Below are 16,741 nucleotides of genomic sequence, written 5' to 3'. Positions count from 1 at the left end.
CAATAGAAAGCGGGCAATAAAAAACGGCGAATCATCGCCGTTTTTTTATGGGTGAAGAATCAATCAGTAATGCGTTGCTTTCGGGGCATTAGGGATATCACCGGTTTCGGTGGGGTTGTTGGCATCGCCACTCCACTCAAACCAGCCGCCGTCAAACACGCTGATGTGCTGCCAGCCCATCACATAGGCATAGAAAAACACTTCAGAGGCACGCCAGCCGGTGCCGCAGTAAAACGCCACATTTTGATCGGCGTTAATGTTCCAGTCATCCCAGAATTGCGTGATGACATCAGCGCTGAGCATGGTGTTATCCGGGTTACGGAAGTGCTCCAAATGGTATGCGTCTGAACCCGCGTGACCCCATTTCGACCCTGCAATGCGTCCTTTGGGTTTAATGTAACGGTAGCCGCTGGTTTCACCGGTGTATTCCGCCCAACTGCGAATGCTGACCAGCGATTGACTGTCAGGGTGCTTGAGCATGGTACGCGCCTGCGACAAATCGGTCATGTATTGCGGGTTGGCCGGTATCGTGCGGCCAAAATCGACCGGTTCAGCCTGATTCAGCAGCGCCTCTGTCTCGAAGCCGGCGTTCGTCCATGCCGTCCATCCGCCGTTGAGCAAACGCACATCGTCGACGCCTGCGTACATCAGAATATGTGCTGCGCGAGCTGCTGCCGTGTTGTCGCGGCCATATAAAATCACCGTGGTGTCGTGACGGATCCCCAAGTCACGGACTAAGTCAGTGAGTTGCTTGGCATCCACGTAGTTCCACCACGGCTCGGCTTCAATATCATTGGTGTTTATGTATAGCGAAGACGGAATGTGTGCCACCAAGTATTTGGTTGGCGGCCCCCACGCGACTTCCACCACTTTGAAGCCTTTCTTCGGTGCATAAGGGACGCTTTCGCCACGGATCAATTGATCCAGCCAGTCTGCGGGTACCAAGTGCTGAAAACGGGGCAATGACACTAACGTACCCGAATAGGCGGACAGGCTTTCTGGCATGACCGTGACGCGCTTGTTGCCTAAGCGGGTCAGCTGATCTTTCAGCATCTGTGCTTTTTGTGGGGCGCAATAAAGGAACGTGGGGTGATCAAGCACAATCCCACGGGATTCCAATAAGCTGCCGAGTTCGGGCGGACGTAAGGTGCTGAGCCAGTCCGCATCAAAGTTGATTGCCCCCGGGAAATGGCCGCCGCGGGTTTGTCCGGTTTCCGGCCAGCCGTTGAAAGCATTGCTGTTGCGGCAGTCGATAATTTGAATCTCTGAAGAGGGATGCTTGGCGAGTTGATCAAACGTCGTCGCCCACAGAGAGGCACTGAACAAGGCAAGTAAAGGCACTAGCCCGTATTGGGTTATCCGCATAAAAAGGCCCATGAGAAGGAGAAAAGAAAAAGGAAGAAACAGAAACGACAAAGCCAGCATTATAGTCTGCTGGCTTTGAATTTTCTTGATATAGAAGCGGGTTTAGTGCGCTTCTATCTTGGCTTAATTACGCTGACTGCGTAGAGCCATTGTTCGCGCGGTTGCCTTGTGGTTTCTTAAAGCGACGGTTACCGTTGCTTGTGTTGCCATTGCGTGCTTGACCGTCACGAGACTGGCCATTGCGAGCTTGACCGTCGCGAGACTGGCCGTTGCGTGCTTGACCGTCACGAGACTGGCCATTGCGCGCTTGACCGTCACGAGACTGGCCATTGCGTGCTTGACCGTCGCGAGACTGACGTGGCTTCGCATCACGCGATTGGCCTTCGTGCGACTGTGCAGAACGCGTACGACGTTGGCCTTGTGATTTCGCTTGGTTCGACTTCTGGCTACGCTCGCCAGTCTGCTCGTCTGTTTTTTGTTTCTTAGGCTTCTTCGCTTTAATCGGCTTGATAGGCAAAGAGGCTGGCAGCTTGGCACTTGGTACAAAACCGAAGACTTCTTCACGCTCAAGGTGCTTCTGAATAAGCTGCTCAATCGCGTTCAGTTCTTTGATTTCTTCTGCACAGATCAGGGAAACCGCTTGACCATCTGCACCGGCACGGCCAGTACGGCCAATACGGTGAACATAATCTTCTGCCACGTTTGGCAGATCGAAGTTAACCACTTGTGGCAGTTGGTCGATATCGATACCACGTGCAGCAATGTCGGTGGCAACAAGAATGCGTACTTCGCCGCTCTTGAAGTTAGCCAATGCTTTGGTACGTGCGCCTTGGCTCTTGTTACCGTGAATCGCCGCCGCAGTGATGTTGCGTGCTTCAAGGAAAGCCGCTAAACGGTTTGCGCCGTGCTTAGTACGGGTGAACACCAACGCTTGCTTCCACTTTTTCTCTTGGATTAGTTTGGTCAATAGCGCTGATTTTTTTGATTTATCAACAGGGTGGATCCACTGTTTTACCGTGGTCGCTGTGCTGTTGTTTGGTGTTACTGAGATTTCAACCGGGTTGTTCGTCAATTCACGTGCTAGTTCGCGGATCTCTTCAGAGAAGGTCGCAGAGAAAAGCAGGTTCTGACGTTTTGCTGGCAAAATCTTAAGAATTTTTTTGATATCGCGGATAAAGCCCATGTCTAGCATGCGGTCAGCTTCATCCAATACCAGTACTTCAAGTTGATCAAACTTAATGGCTTTTTGGTTGACAAGATCCATCAAACGGCCCGGTGTTGCCACCAATACGTCGGCACCTTGACGCATACGCATCATTTGCGGGTTGATCTTTACACCACCGAACACAACCGCAGAGCTAAGCGGCAGACGCTTCGAATAGGTCGCGACGTTTTCGCCTACCTGAGCGGCAAGCTCACGGGTCGGGGTCAACACCAATGCACGTACTTGGTTAGAACGTACTTTCGGGCCTTTCGACAAAAGCTCTAGAATAGGAAGGGTAAAGCCTGCAGTTTTGCCTGTACCTGTCTGTGCTGCCGCCATGACATCTCGTCCTTCCAGCACGGCTGGGATCGCTTGCGCTTGGATCGGGGAAGGTGTTTCATAGCCTTGATTGGCAATCGCTTCAAGGATTGGGGTACATAGCCCAAGAGAGGCAAAACTCATAGAAGATTCTCAGTTAGATGAAAAGTTTGATCTGCCTCACAATGGGCAGCAAGCGGGCTAGCTTACAGCAGGATGGGGAAAAGTCCTAATCTTTCGACTATTTCCCCCGTTAAACCCTGTTACTTCAAGGGATGAGCGAGGATTTGGCGGTATGCGAGAGGTTAATCTAACGGCGCAACGAGGCTTTCAAATCGCTCGTTCCCCCACAAGGATTCAAAATCTTTCTCTTCCGCGGCGAGTTCGCGCAGTGAGGCGGTGTATTGCAACGCACGCTCTAAGTCATCGATAGCTTGCTCTTCCGATCCCAGACAAGCAAAGGCGCACGCGCGTTGATACAAAGCGTGGGCATTGCTGGGGTCAAATTCCAATACGCGGTTACACAAACTCAGGGCCCAGTTATATTCGCGGGTTTCCATCGCCGCATCGGCTTTATATGTGAGTGCCTCAAGATCACCTGGGCGAATTTTGAGGATTTCATCATACACATCAATGCGCTGCTCTGGGGTTTGCAGGTTTTGTGAACGTAGCCAGAGGTTATGAATTTCATTGATGGTTTCGATCTCTTTATTGTTCTGGGCAATGATCCGCGTTTTACGTTTCAAATCTTGCTCCAGCAACTGGAATTTCTTTTCGTATTGCTTGGCGATGTCGGAGAGCTGCTGATCGGCCACTTTTTTGGTGTTATCGCGCAATTCACGCAGCGATTGCCAACCGATCAAGGCAAAGAGCGAGGCGGCACCGGCAATCAGGTAGAAGAAATAGGTGACGGTGACATTGGCATAGTTCATGGATTTATCGGCGACGGACAATTCGCGATCGGTGATTTCAAGCATCACCCGTCGTTCTAAATCTTGCTGCTGGGTACGCAGTAGTTTGAGTTCATCCAGTACATAGCGCTCCATCAATGGTTTGTCGTAAATGCTGTCGGTGGCGTAACGCTGTAATGTTTCGGCGGCGGTGGGCGCTTTTGTGGATGGAGAGACGGACGGGGATTCCGGTGCGGGAGCGGGATCCGAGGAGGAGACATCGGGTGTTGCGTACACAACGGAGGCGCTGAAGGAAAACACGGAGAGGGAAAAAAGCAGTAACATCCGATAGGGCATAGTGACGTTCCTCATCAAAACCAAGGGACCGCCCGCAGTGTACTGTTCGATGTGACGTTATTGTGTTGTCGAACAATAAAAGTGGGGCGCCCTTAAGAAATAGCAGAAGACGTCCAGAATAGATAACGCGAAGCGATGGAAAATCGCGTTATCTATTTATAAACAGAAAGCACAAGTTATATATAGAAAGTACAAGGCCCACCGTCGTTTAGCCTTCCAGTCCACCCGCGATTTGTGCCGAACGAAGCAGCGCTTGACGTTGAACTTCTTTTTCTGATGCCGCTGGTACGTGTAAGTGCTGGGGTTCTTCACTTGTTACTGTGTGTTCTGGGCGTAATGCAAAGTCATGGTTGAATGTCAGCATGGGATTCTCCAGTGTGCGACTGAGTATTATCCATTCAGGTGACAAATCGCGGCCTGAATGAACGATGGAGACATCCTGTCTTGAGGTGGTTAAAAAAGCATCATCCTTGGTGATGAATTTACAGGAGGAGCGGCAGGGCGTAGAACGCGATTCCCTGACGCTGCGTTATTCGTTTCTGTGATGCCCGTGATGGGTAGTGGTGATACCAAGCTGTTGCAGCGCAGTTTTGGCCGATGAAAACGCAAAATCATCAAGCTTGAGCGACGCCGCAGGAATCCATTGAAGGGCGGCCACATCGTCACCGGCTTGAACGTGCGGGCGCTGATCAAGCGTGATATGGAAAAACACATCACAGGTTTTGTATTCAATGTTTCGGTAGCGGTAGGTATTGGGCGCTGACCCCGCATAACGTAATTGCTGTGGCGTAAACGTTACGTGCAGCTCTTCATGCAGTTCTCGGCACAGGGCCTGCTCAAGGGATTCGTCGTAATCCACAAACCCGCCAGGTAAATCCAGCATGCCTTTGCCCGGTTCACGCCCGCGTACCGCGACTAAAATATCATCGTGGTGACAAATCACCGCCAGCACGGCCGATGCAGTATTGTGGAAATAGGTAAACTGACACTGTGTGCAGGCATAGGCTTTCTGGCCTTGCGCAGACAGGGCGGGTTGTCCACAAGATGGGCAATGCATAATCGGTGACCTGAGCAATAGAGGGCGAAAATAATAACGTAGCCACAAGGGGATAGCCAGTGGTGATGAAACCCTAAAATGTCAAACTCAGTATTCACTCTGTGGCGTATAAGTCGGCATGGCAATGCGTGCCAGTGATCACGCCAGTTGCGGTGATCCGGGTATCAGGTAGAATGGCGGCCAATAATGTCACCACTGGTGTGTGAAAATGTCTGAAGAATATGAAGTAGAAGCCCTTGGCGTAGAGGTGGATGCCCAGCCGATTGAGCTTTACAAAGTGTTGAAAATTGCCAATGCGGTAAGTGGTGGCGGTGAAGCCAAATTTGCGATCTCCGAAGGTTATGTGGCGGTGAATGGCGAGCTTGAACAGCGTAAGCGCCGCAAAGTGTACGACGGTGACGTGATTGAATTTAACAATGAATTCTTCTTGGTACTGTGTGATAAACCCGTAACGGAACCGTCTGACGAACCGAAACCGAAAAAGCCAGCGGCACCAAGTAAGCCAGCGCGAGCGAAATCAAAAGCATCGAACCAGGGCGCGGGTCTAAGTGCATCGGCACAGCCGAAAGCAGGCCAGAGCAAGCCACGCAAAGGAGCGAAAGCGACGGCAGCACCGAAAGGTAAAGCGGGCCAGAAAGGCGGCGCGAAAGCAGCACCGAAAGCCTCCCAAAAAGCAGACCAAAATACAGGGCGCAAGCCAATCAGCTTCTAAGCTGTGATTGTCTGAAAATTTCGTTAAAGCAAGGCCGTGATAGTGATTATCACGGCCTTTTTTTGTTTTTGTGGGTATATATCGTGTCGTTGTTTATGGACGTGAATAAAGTGACGTGCCCGAGATGTCAGGCGTGAAGACCATTGTTTCTTGCAATGTAAGAATTTATCTGTGTGATTGTGTATCGTTTCTTACATTGTGATAATACGCATTGAGAGATAAAACGCGATAAGCGTTAATGGTTAGGTCAACGGTAATGGCCCAGGTCGGTTGACCTGCAATAACAACATCATAGTGAACAGACCTGAATGACAAATAAATACAAACTGAATGCCAATGAGAAAATGCTTCAGGTGCTGATGCATATTGCGTCGGCCAATGAACCGGTTACGGCACAGACGTTAAGCGAACAGACAGGCATGCCACCCAGTAGTGTGTATCGCTACTTGGTGATTTTGAAAAATTGGAACTTGATTGAAGAAAGCCCGCGTCAAAGTTGTTACAGCATTGGTCCGGCAGCGCTTCAGTTACTGCGTAATTTCCAGATGTTTTCGCCGCTGTCGAGCGGAGTGCATCAAGTGTTGAAGCGCGTACAGCAACAAACCGGCGAAATGGCCGCGTACTTGGTACCGGTTGGGTTCCGCGCCTTGTGTACCGCGCGTGTCGACAGTCCGCATGCGCTGCGTTGTGCGTATGAAGAAGGGCAAAGCCAGCCGTTGATCCGAGGGGCGTCTTCCAAGGTGATATTGGCTCACATGCCGGAACAGCGTGTGATGTCGACCTTGCACCATTTTGGCATTACTGAGCCGGAAGCCTTGGATCGCTGGCAAAGTGAACTGGCCCAAATTAAGCATGATGGCTATGCCATCAGTACCTCGGAATACGATCCAGGGGTATCTGGGGTCAGTGCACCGGTGTTCTCTGGCAACAAAATTGTTGGTGCCGTGAGTGTCATGGCGCCGGAAGATCGCGTGTTAAAGCGCAAGAATAAGATCATTTTTTCTGTTTTACAGGCGGCGAGGGTACTTCCGCCTGATCTATAAAATCTTGATCTATAAAATCAAAGATATAAAACCCAAGCTATAAACCCGGTTTTATAGCCTAGAATTATCACCCACTGCTGCGCCGTTTGGTCAGTGTTAATTTGGTCAGAGTCAAAAGGATAAGGAGTCATCATGCTGGATTTTAAACGTTGGTTTTCGTTTGCTCGTTCAGCGCAGGTCGCGTCTGCAGTGAAACCCACAATGATGATTGAACCTTATTCTGAACAACGAAAAACGGGCGCGGTTTTACTGGGGTTAGCCAGTGATCTCAGTCAGCAGTATTTTGATACACACGCGGGTACCAAAGAAGGGCCTGATAGCATTCGTCGCGCACTGGCCGCCTCGCCTGTCACCATGGCATTGCCTTTGTACGATGCGGGTGTGATTGATGAACAGCAAGTCGCGGTCTTTCCTGAAACCGGTTTTGAAGCGATGCAGGCTTACCAGTATCAGCGCTTACGTGACATGCTCAAGTTGGGGCATTTCCCCGTGATGCTGGGCGGTGGCCATGAAGTGGCTATCGGCAGTTATCTGGCTCTGTCAGATACGGTGTATCAGGCGGCCAATGACTGGGAAGGCGAAGGCCCGGCACACATTCCTCATGCGTGTCAGCCGAAAGTCGGGATCATCAATATCGATGCGAATTTTCAGTTACGTCGTACATTGGCGGTGCGCAATGGTTCTGCCTTTCATACCATCGCCAGTTACTGTCAGGCTGAACGCCGAGATTTTCATTATTTGGGCTTAGGTATTTGCGATCACACCAATAGCCAATCCGCCTTTGCGTATGCCAAAGAGTTGGGGGCTGAGTGGTTGCTCGATAGCCAAATGAAGATGAAAAACCGCAAGCAAATTCAAGCGACGATCAGCCGTTACATCGACAGCGTGGATCATATTCACCTCAGCTTGGATTTAGCCGTTTTTTCTTCCGCCATTGCCGAGGGCGTGAATATGTCACGGGTGTACGGTGTGAATTTGGCCGTGGTAGAGATGGCACTGAAACACATTATGGCCAGCGGCAAAGTGCGGATATTGGATGTGGCTGGGTTAAATACCGAATTTGATTATCAACACCACACGGCGAAATTGGCCGCTAAGTTGATTCAGCATACGCTAAAGCATGCGTGAGGCTTATCGTTAACATATCACCCTTTTGTTATTTTTCTCTTTACCTTAACCGGTTATAGGCTCCCTTCGCCGGGGGCCTTTTTTTATGTCTACAGACCGGTTTATCGGGTGCTTCGTGTGTACGGAAAGCGATGATTGTGCACCGCGCTGAATGCGTCCGCCTCAAACTTGATATTTAATACTTTGTCAGGAGCCACTATTATTGACAACAATGGGTTAGAGATAGGTTCCCTCTGTGAAGATAAGATTGATGAAGACAAACGTGACGCGCATGCCTGTATGGCGCGCGGTTTTGGGTGTGATGGGCGTCGTCGGCATAGGCCTGTCCTGTGTGTGGATTGCGCCAGTACAGGCGCAAACAGCCACCGTTACGCCGACGTTTGATTGCCAGAAAGCGTCAGGAGAAGTGGAAAGTTTGATCTGCCAACAGGTTGATTTAGCGGCATTAGATCAGAAAATGGCTACCGTGTATGCCGAGACAATGAAACGCCTGCCACAAGACGAACTCAAGATACAAAGGGCCATGCAGCGCGGTTGGATCAAAGGGCGAAACGATTGTTGGAAAGCCAATGATGTGAAGGCGTGCACCCAAAGCGCCTACAAGACGCGCATCGTTGAGTTGCAGGTGATGAGTGGCCAGCTCGACGTACCGGCTCCGGTCACACTACGTTGCGTAAAAACGGATGCGGCGAACGCATCAGATACCTCGCAGCCAATGACGGCGGTGTTTTATAACCAGACGGATCCTGCCAGCTTGGTACTGACCAGCGTTGACAGTCAATGGTTGTTGCTTGGCACGCGCACTGGCAGCGGTATTCGCTACGTTGGGCAAAATGTGATGTATGAAGAGCATCAAGGCAACGTGACGATCAGCGTATTTGATGAGGTAATGCAATGTCAGGTAATGCAGTAGGCTGGGCTCGATGCCGGGGGCGAGATGGGTCGAGACTGCGCCATCCTCGTAAAAAACACCGGTTGGCCATGACCGGGTTATTCACCACGGGTGTCATTCTGTTGTTTGGATTGAGCCCGTCGGTGCAATCTGCACCGCTACGGGCGACCTTACCGGATGGTCGGCAGGTGATCTTGTTTGATGATCACACCTGGCAATACGACACGCCGCAGGTTGTGCCGTCCACATCGCGTGCTGTACCGTCAACGTCCTCTGCAATACCCGCTAATGCGGCTGCGCTGGGGGCGTCATCCCACACGGCAGTCAATGCTACGGCGCCCCATACTGCTAATCAGGTTCCAAGTCAGGCCGCGAGCCAGATAGCCAACAGCGAGATCGCCTTGTCATCCATCACCTCACCGAACTTGCCGGTGGGGGTAGCCATTGTGCCGGGGCAGCCTGTTTCGCAGGGGGTATTCTCCCGCAGTGATGTGGCGTTGAGCGTGTTGCCTGCTACGTATCACAACCAGACGCTGACGATTCCGACGTCGTTGGTCAATCACAGCGCCAATGCGGTTATTCGGGTCGATGTAACTGTACGTTTGCTTGATGAACACGGTAAAGTGATGGCGAAGCAGACGCAAAATGTCTGGCGTTCGATCAAACGGATGCCAGAAAGTTACTTTCGCCCTGACACCGAACGTAAAGGGCGTGCGCTGGTGTTTGATGTGCCCAAAGCGGCACGGTATTACTTGGATCTGAAGATCTCAGTTGTTGATTTTCGCTGATACGTTTTCCTTTCATTCTTCACTCGCTGCGGTGCAGAGAGTGCCCGTCTCACTTGCGCTGACGCTGAAAGAAGCGATTCAACTCACCCTCAATATGGTGATTTTCTTCTGCTAACAGTAAATCCAATTGTGGCGGATAGGTGTCATGCTGACTCTTGATAAACGCCGCCAGTAATTTAACGTCATCAGGACGTGGACGGTAACTCAGGTTTGGGAAGCGGGAATAAATGCTCGTAATGGCAAAGGCTAATGCGGGGTTGTGTGCTTTCATTGGAAAAATAACCTGTCATCGTCTCGATATCTCAATATGTGCCACGCAGTGTAGGGAGGCTCTATGACAAGTCAGTGTCACATTTGCGGCGATCCGATGACGTTCTTGATGTTATTCACGCTGTGCCCATTGTGATCTCGCCCGACAGATTGAATTCGCCAGTAAAATAAAAACACCGGAAGCTAATCAGCAAGCCGTCAATAAAAGCGGAAGCAGAACGGTTGTGCGAAAGATTTAACAGTTATGGATGAATGATATGCAACCTATACGTTTCATTTTATGGGCTGGATATAATAGCGTTTGAATTTATGGATAAACATGCGTGGGCTATTTTTTATCAAATTATGACGTAACCGTGATATTTGGCGGCGATGATTGGACAGCTAAAAGCCTTACATACGATGACCGCTCCCTTTAATCCACGTTATATATGTTAAACAAATAAAAAATAACGCTAAAAAGGATAATTAAAACATGCACTGCACGAGTTGCCAGGTTGGCTTATTATTACCCGGATTGATTGATAACTTATTTAAAGCACACACTTGTATTCATTGTGGCGGTAATTGGATCTTAATTGAAGATTATGTTGCCTGGAAAGATGCGCACCCCGAGATCACCGCACCTGAAGCCACGCAATGTGAGCCAGTTGATACCGAAAAGGCCTTATTGTGTCCGGTATCGGGCAAGATCATGCGTAAGTTCCGCATTACGGCGAAACATACACACCGATTGGATTACAGCGCCGGTGTTGGTGGTGTATGGCTGGATAAAGGCGAGTGGGACCTGCTGAAGCAAGATGGCTTGATGAGTTCACTGAATGCTATTTTGACGGTGCAATGGCAGAAAAATATTCGCCGCGATTTAGCCAAAGAAAGTTTTACGACCTTCTATCAGGAAAAATTTGGTGAAGAGACCTACAACCATGTGAAAGCCATGCGAGCGTGGATTGACGCGCAGCCTTGTAAAGCGGATTTACGGGCGTATTTGCTGGCGGAAGACCCGTATTCGGCGGAGCGTTAATATCATGATGGATGATAATCCGTTTTTTAAAATGGTCTGGCGGGTAAACGGTGTGTTAATTGCCGGCGCTGGGGTATTGGCAATATTAGTAGCACTGTTTTCAACGTTTATTTTGTTGGGTGAGGTGCTCCCTGACCAAGATCCGCGACCGGAAATGTCGGCCGATTTTGATTCGTTTCCTGACATGCTTACCAGTGGTACGGAGGCTGAAACCGTGCCAAAACCATGGGCGTTATCGGGGATAACACCCGTGTCGGGTCATCCGATTCAATTCATGCTGGCCCATGACACGAATGATAGCCGCGCTTACGGTGCGAAGGTCGGTGGATTTGTTCGTAATATTTTATTTTTCAATACTGAGTTAAATAAGGCGACGTGGTTGTTTGACGATACTCAGTATGTCATTCGTCAATATGACGTACTGCACTCGAATGATCGTGCCATCGCGATTCTTTATTCACTGGTCTCGCAGCCTACCGAGGACGGTGCTGGATGGTCATTGGCGCTGTCAAACCCGGATGGTACGGACTTGACGGTCGTTTTAGACGGGGTGACACAGGAGATTGATCGCACGGTGACCCCTGAGGGCAACCGATTCGTCTTGCTGAAAAAAGGCGAGACGCATTATACCGCTGTGCTGGATGTGACGAATAAAGCGTTGACGCATTTTGAACCCGTGCCCATGAGTGCTAACGGGCAGGTTGCAGGCTATACAGACCAATAAAGGGAACGGTTATCGACTCAAGATACCGTTTATCCATTATATGACATCGCAATGGAGTGAAGATGCATATAGCAACACTGAACATTAATGGTGACGAAAAGGACATTCGTGCATTAATGAATACCTTGGCTTTTGCCAATGAGATCACGTGGAAAGACACCCCGTGTTCGTTAGACCAACACCACTATTCCCGTTTTGATTTCAGCATGACGCTGGCGGAAAGCAGTGATCCCGATGAAGTGCTCCAAGGCGTATTTGACTATTTGAGCTTGTGTGACAGACGGGGTGCCAATTTCATAGATATGGGCTTATCAGCAGAAATTGCTCTGAGCTTTGCGTTGTGCGCGTCAGAGCAATATGCCGTTGGGGTGGCGTTCTCTAACTTGCAATTGAGCAAGTTTATCCACTGCGGGGTTTATTTACGTATTGAAACGCAGTGGGGCAGAGAAGAGGCATTGGTCTCTGCGGCTAACCATGACACGATGAATGCGGTCACTGTGTCGGGTTGATTCAGATCCAGCTGCGGCAACGCACAGTCGGTAAGATCCACGTCGCTTGCGACGGCAATAATGTGCGCATCAGTAAGGTGCAGACGAGGTTTGCCATAGCTTGGGCGATGCACTTCAATTTTCGCGATGGTTTCATCGCGAAATCCTTCCACCAAAATCACATCAAGCTGTGAGTGATCAAGCTGCGTGACACATTGCGCCAGCGACGGCTCTTCACGTGGTTCTGGGTATTCAAAATACAGCATGTGACGCCCCTGTGTCGCCAGTAGCGTTTGGCATGCCCCCGCATGGCGCAGTCGATAACTGTCTTTGCCCGGCTTATCCGGTTCTATGTCATGGTGGCTGTGTTTGATCAGCGCAATACGTAAACCGTGTTGCTTCAATTGTGCGATAACGCGTTCAAGCAGCGTGGTTTTTCCTGAACCGCTAAAACCGGCAAAGCCAAGAAGGGGAGTCGTCATAGATACATCGTGTGTAGTGTGAGAGATAAGCAGTGTAATCGATGTGATCAAGGAGGCCAAGGTAGGGACCGGTGTGGGGTAAATAACCATGCGTAAGAGGAATAATTGTGAGTGACGAGTATCAATATTGAGTTTGATCCGCCTTCACCAAATTAGCATCATGTTCTAAGCTACATGTATTGTGTACACCGTTATCACAGAAGTGACATGAAAACGGTGTATTTACTCGAAGCTTGCCATCAAGGTATAGACAGGACGTCGTGGTATTGATGAGCAGGTAATAACGAATCGCATCAGGGAGAGTGCAATGTGGGCAACGTTGGATTTTGAAGCATCCGGTCTTTCCGAACAATCCTATCCGATCGAAGTAGGCTACTCATTACCCGATGGGTCTGGGCACAGTCTATTGATTAACCCTCTCACTGCAAGTGATGTCTGGCAATACTGGGATGAGTATGCCGAGCAAGAAATACATCAAATTTCCCGCCAAACCTTGCTGCAAGACGGTCAGCAAGTGGTGGAAGTGTGTCAGCACCTGAATGCGGTGCTCGGGCAATATGAGCAGGTCTTTTGTGACAGCCAGTGGGATTTGTTTTGGTTGGGGCGCCTCTATCGTGCTGCGCACATGCGACCGTCATTTATGCTCACCGAAGTGGGTTTATGGTTGCTGCAAGAAAATGGCATTGAACGCGCACATTTTCAGCAAACCTTAGCCAATCTGGGGCCGTCGAAACATCGGGCTGAATGGGATGCCAAGCAGATCCGCCAAGCCATCAATCAGCTAATGGGCTAGCGATGTAGCGAATAAAACGGGGCCGTTGACTGCGCACGTGAATCTTGCTGTCCCATCAGTGCCATTAATGTGTGCTGTCGCGTATACTGCGGCCATGTTTTATCGTGGATGAACCTTCCTTGCACGCACAGCCCCTCTCTTCTTGTTCTGCTTCCTCGCCGCTTCGTGTGGCTATGTTCAATATTTCATTGTCTGCCTCAACGGCGGGGGCGATCTGTCAGCAACTGCATCATGCAACGCCTGCGGAAGATGCCCGCTTTGCCAAGTTAGCGGCGATCATTCAGCACACGCAGCCGGACATTTTATTGCTGTGTGAATGTGATCATCTCGGTGACGGCGGAGACGATGGCACCGTAGCGCGTTTTTGCGATCATTATTTAGCACAGCCTCAGCACGGCCAATCGCCTATCCATTATCCGCACCGTTACTGCCCGCCGTCCAATACCGGTTTACCCTTGAGCGCCGATAGTGATGGTGATGGGGTGATCACTTTGCCTAATGACGCACAAGGGTTTGGTGAACATCACGGTCACTACAGCTTTGTCTTGTTATCCCGTTACCCGATCCAAGCGGGTGCTATTCGTTGCTGGCAAACCCTGTTATGGCGTGATTTGCCGAATAATCACATGCCCCAGCATTATTACGGGGAGGCGGCGAGCGCCCAGTTGCGGTTGTCGTCAAAAAACCATGTGGTGGTCCCTGTTACGGTCGGCGAGCAAACACTGCATGTGATTTGCTGTCACCCCACACCCCCGGTGTTTGATGGTGAAGAAAAGCGTAATGCCAAACGCAATCATGATGAGTTGGCGTTGGTTAAGGCCATTATCGATGATGCACCGTACTTAGTGGATGATAACGGCAAGTCTGGCGGTCTTGCTTCTGATGCGTCGTTTGTAGTGCTGGGGGATTTGAATGCCGATCGCATTGATGGCGATGGCATGAAAGCAGGCATTAGTGATCTGTTATTTCACCCTCGTGTGAACCGTACCGTCGCGTCGGGCAAGTTGACACCGAAAAGTGTTGGCGGGCGTTTTTTACGGCCGTGGCAACCCCGGAGTGGGCGTGCCAGTGAGTGGACGCATTTGGCCGGTTTGCGGTTGGATTACGTGTTGCCTTCTGCGGATATGACGGCACACAACAGTGGTGTGTTCTGGCCGGATAAGAAAGATCCGTTACGTGGTCTGATCACCGATGATCGCGGTCGTGAGCGGGCACAAGCAGGTTCTGATCATCGTTTGGTATGGGTCGATGTGACCTTGCCGACGGTATCTGTCTAAGCATTTATTGAGATGTTCTCTACACGCTCACCGCGACAGAGCAACAGACTGATTAAGTGGTCAATTGTGCGGTTCTGACCTACGCTTTCTGTATCCGGATACAGGTTGATAACATGTACTGACAGAGCACACAGCAAGGAGAGCGGCGATGGATCGAGACGGGCATTCAGCGGCACTGGGCGGTGAAGGGTTACGCGGACAAAGCGCAGGGCGCACCGCCTTGTGTACCGTTGGTAAAAGCGGGACGGGCCTGACCTACAGGGGCTACGACATTACCGATTTGGCGCACCATGCGGAATTTGAAGAAGTCGCTTATCTGCTGCTAAAGGGGAAACTGCCGACCCGCACCGAACTGGCAGGATATAAAACCACCTTGATTGGTTATCGCGGTTTGCCGCTCGCGCTCAAAGCCGTCCTAGAGCAAATTCCGGCCAATGCACACCCGATGGATGTGATGCGTACCGGTTGTTCGATGTTGGGGAATCTGGAACAAGAGCAGGATTTCCACGAAGAATACGACAAGTCCGATCGTCTGTTGGCACTGCTGCCCGCCATTATTTGTTATTGGTACCGCTATAGCCACCACGGCGTGCGTATTGAAACCTATTGTGATGAAGAGAGCATTGGCGGGTATTTCCTGAAAATGCTGACGGATGAATCGCCTTCTGAACTCCATAAAAATGTCATGCACTGTTCGCTCATTCTGTATGCCGAGCATGAATTCAATGCCTCCACCTTTGCCGCCCGTGTGTGTGCCTCCACCTTGTCGGATATTTATTCCTGCGTGTGCAGTGCGATTGGCACGTTGCGCGGCCCATTGCATGGTGGGGCGAATGAAGCGGCGATGGCGATGATTGAACAATGGGCCACGCCGGAAGATGCTGAAGCTGGCATCATGACGATGCTTGCCAATAAAGATAAAATCATGGGTTTTGGTCATGCCATTTACCGCGAGTCTGACCCGCGTAACGCCTTGATAAAACACTGGGCGGCAGAGCTGTCGAAAGATGCTGAACACCCCGAGTTGTATACCGTGTCTGAGCGAGTAGAGGCGGTGATGAAGCGTGAGAAGAACCTGTTCTGTAACGCGGATTTTTTCCATGCTTCGGCCTACCATTTCATGGGGATCCCGACCAAATTGTTTACGCCGATTTTCGTGATGAGCCGAGTCACCGGATGGGCGGCGCATGTGTTTGAACAGCGCGATAATAATCGTATCATCCGTCCGAGTGCCGACTATACGGGACCCGAGTCACAGCCGTGGGTGGCAATCGATGATCGCGTCTGATCGCTCAGATTCTGTTTGGCAGACGGTCGATCACGGTCAACTGTATTGGCAGCCAGCGTTTTATTCGCCCGCGCAGGCTGATCAGCTGTATCAACAATTGCTTGATGAATTGGATTGGCAACAACGGCCGATAACGATGTTCGGTCGTCAAATCTTGCAACCGCGTTTACAAGCGTGGTGCGGAGACGCGGCCTACCGTTATTCCGGATTGACGATGACGCCGGATCCGTGGTCACCGACGCTGTTAACGATTCGTCAGCACATTGAACAGGCGCTGGTGGACATACCGGGTGTCCGTTTTAATTCCGTACTGGCGAATTTATATCGCGACGGCAGTGATTACATGGGGTGGCACCAAGACAACGAACCGGAATTGGGGGCAGAGCCCGTGATCGCCTCATTGAGTTTGGGGGCGCCGCGCCGCTTTGTATTGCGCCATACGGTAACGAAAGCAAAGCGTGAATACACCCTCAGTCATGGGAGTTTGCTGGTGATGGCGGGGGCGTTACAATCCCATTGGCAACACAGTGTGCCGAAAACCCGTTTACCGAAAGCGCCTCGGATCAATTTGACCTTCCGTCTGATCCGCTGATTGCATTTATTTCGATAGCCAATGCCTGTCTTTTACGTAAAATACCGAC

Annotated in this window: 19 protein-coding genes; 12 read left to right on the top strand and 7 right to left on the bottom strand. The window is 50.6% G+C overall.

Features of this window, described 5'->3' with window-relative positions:
- Window positions 1–63: 63 nt before the first annotated feature.
- From ACSF8W_RS08755 to ACSF8W_RS08735, 5 genes are all read right to left on the bottom strand, one after another.
- Window positions 64–1,365, bottom strand: a complete 1,302-nt coding sequence (locus ACSF8W_RS08755; RefSeq protein WP_500846811.1) for a sulfurtransferase — start codon at window positions 1,363–1,365, stop codon at window positions 64–66.
- 127 nt (window positions 1,366–1,492) lie between these two features.
- Window positions 1,493–3,031 (bottom strand): DEAD/DEAH box helicase, encoded by a 1,539-nt coding sequence (locus ACSF8W_RS08750; protein WP_500846809.1) that lies wholly within the window; start codon window positions 3,029–3,031, stop codon window positions 1,493–1,495.
- Window positions 3,032–3,192: 161 nt separating this feature from the next.
- On the bottom strand, window positions 3,193–4,134 hold the full coding sequence (locus ACSF8W_RS08745) for a TPR end-of-group domain-containing protein (protein ID WP_500846807.1): 942 nt from the start codon (window positions 4,132–4,134) through the stop codon (window positions 3,193–3,195).
- Between the two features lie 208 nt (window positions 4,135–4,342).
- Entirely contained in the window at window positions 4,343–4,498 is a 156-nt protein-coding gene (locus ACSF8W_RS08740) for a hypothetical protein (protein WP_500846805.1), read from the bottom strand.
- Window positions 4,499–4,663: 165 nt separating this feature from the next.
- Window positions 4,664–5,191 (bottom strand): NUDIX hydrolase, encoded by a 528-nt coding sequence (locus tag ACSF8W_RS08735; RefSeq protein WP_500846803.1) that lies wholly within the window; start codon window positions 5,189–5,191, stop codon window positions 4,664–4,666.
- Window positions 5,192–5,399: 208 nt separating this feature from the next.
- Here ACSF8W_RS08735 and ACSF8W_RS08730 point away from each other — a divergent pair, with 208 nt between their 5' ends.
- From ACSF8W_RS08730 to ACSF8W_RS08710, 5 genes are all read left to right on the top strand, one after another.
- Window positions 5,400–5,903 carry an RNA-binding S4 domain-containing protein gene (locus ACSF8W_RS08730; RefSeq protein ID WP_500846801.1) on the top strand — a complete coding sequence of 168 codons (504 nt, stop codon included), beginning with the start codon at window positions 5,400–5,402 and terminating at the stop codon, window positions 5,901–5,903.
- 308 nt (window positions 5,904–6,211) lie between these two features.
- Window positions 6,212–6,946, top strand: a complete 735-nt coding sequence (locus tag ACSF8W_RS08725) for an IclR family transcriptional regulator (protein WP_500846800.1) — start codon at window positions 6,212–6,214, stop codon at window positions 6,944–6,946.
- 132 nt (window positions 6,947–7,078) lie between these two features.
- Window positions 7,079–8,074 carry an arginase family protein gene (locus ACSF8W_RS08720; protein ID WP_500846798.1) on the top strand — a complete coding sequence of 332 codons (996 nt, stop codon included), beginning with the start codon at window positions 7,079–7,081 and terminating at the stop codon, window positions 8,072–8,074.
- A 250-nt stretch (window positions 8,075–8,324) separates the two neighbouring features.
- Complete coding sequence (locus ACSF8W_RS08715) at window positions 8,325–8,987, top strand: lysozyme inhibitor LprI family protein (RefSeq protein ID WP_500846796.1); 663 nt, start codon at window positions 8,325–8,327, stop codon at window positions 8,985–8,987.
- Window positions 8,969–9,754, top strand: a complete 786-nt coding sequence (locus ACSF8W_RS08710) for a DUF3157 family protein (protein WP_500846794.1) — start codon at window positions 8,969–8,971, stop codon at window positions 9,752–9,754. Before ACSF8W_RS08715 ends, ACSF8W_RS08710 begins: the two co-directional genes overlap by 19 nt.
- A gap of 49 nt (window positions 9,755–9,803) precedes the next feature.
- Here the strand turns inward: ACSF8W_RS08710 and ACSF8W_RS08705 are convergent, their stop codons facing one another.
- Window positions 9,804–10,025, bottom strand: coding sequence for a hypothetical protein (locus tag ACSF8W_RS08705; RefSeq protein WP_500846792.1), 222 nt, complete (start codon window positions 10,023–10,025; stop codon window positions 9,804–9,806).
- A 474-nt stretch (window positions 10,026–10,499) separates the two neighbouring features.
- On the opposite strand from ACSF8W_RS08705, the gene ACSF8W_RS08700 reads away from it, so the two are divergent.
- The 3 genes from ACSF8W_RS08700 to ACSF8W_RS08690 all read left to right on the top strand — a co-directional run bounded on the left by ACSF8W_RS08700 (window position 10,500) and on the right by ACSF8W_RS08690 (window position 12,281).
- Window positions 10,500–11,048 (top strand): TFIIB-type zinc ribbon-containing protein, encoded by a 549-nt coding sequence (locus ACSF8W_RS08700; protein WP_500846790.1) that lies wholly within the window; start codon window positions 10,500–10,502, stop codon window positions 11,046–11,048.
- 4 nt (window positions 11,049–11,052) lie between these two features.
- Window positions 11,053–11,772 carry a hypothetical protein gene (locus ACSF8W_RS08695; protein ID WP_500846789.1) on the top strand — a complete coding sequence of 240 codons (720 nt, stop codon included), beginning with the start codon at window positions 11,053–11,055 and terminating at the stop codon, window positions 11,770–11,772.
- A gap of 62 nt (window positions 11,773–11,834) precedes the next feature.
- A complete protein-coding gene (locus tag ACSF8W_RS08690; RefSeq protein WP_500846787.1) occupies window positions 11,835–12,281 on the top strand; it encodes a hypothetical protein in 447 nt (148 codons plus the stop codon).
- On the opposite strand, the gene mobB is transcribed toward ACSF8W_RS08690, so the two are convergent.
- Complete coding sequence (gene mobB, locus ACSF8W_RS08685) at window positions 12,188–12,742, bottom strand: molybdopterin-guanine dinucleotide biosynthesis protein B (RefSeq protein WP_500846786.1); 555 nt, start codon at window positions 12,740–12,742, stop codon at window positions 12,188–12,190. The genes ACSF8W_RS08690 and mobB overlap by 94 nt on opposite strands.
- Window positions 12,743–13,049: 307 nt before the next feature.
- Here mobB and ACSF8W_RS08680 point away from each other — a divergent pair, with 307 nt between their 5' ends.
- The 4 genes from ACSF8W_RS08680 to ACSF8W_RS08665 all read left to right on the top strand — a co-directional run bounded on the left by ACSF8W_RS08680 (window position 13,050) and on the right by ACSF8W_RS08665 (window position 16,692).
- Window positions 13,050–13,535 carry a hypothetical protein gene (locus ACSF8W_RS08680; RefSeq protein ID WP_500846784.1) on the top strand — a complete coding sequence of 162 codons (486 nt, stop codon included), beginning with the start codon at window positions 13,050–13,052 and terminating at the stop codon, window positions 13,533–13,535.
- 173 nt (window positions 13,536–13,708) lie between these two features.
- Entirely contained in the window at window positions 13,709–14,812 is a 1,104-nt protein-coding gene (locus tag ACSF8W_RS08675; RefSeq protein ID WP_500846782.1) for an endonuclease/exonuclease/phosphatase family protein, read from the top strand.
- Window positions 14,813–14,960: 148 nt separating this feature from the next.
- Entirely contained in the window at window positions 14,961–16,100 is a 1,140-nt protein-coding gene (gene prpC / locus ACSF8W_RS08670; RefSeq protein WP_500846781.1) for a bifunctional 2-methylcitrate synthase/citrate synthase, read from the top strand.
- A complete protein-coding gene (locus tag ACSF8W_RS08665; RefSeq protein ID WP_500846779.1) occupies window positions 16,087–16,692 on the top strand; it encodes an alpha-ketoglutarate-dependent dioxygenase AlkB family protein in 606 nt (201 codons plus the stop codon). Before prpC ends, ACSF8W_RS08665 begins: the two co-directional genes overlap by 14 nt.
- Window positions 16,693–16,741 lie beyond the last annotated feature (49 nt).

The sequence above is a fragment of the Photobacterium sp. 270122K genome (assembly GCF_059941365.1).
The sequence above is the reverse complement of the archived record's forward strand: the minus strand, read 5'-3'. Positions and strand labels throughout refer to the sequence as shown.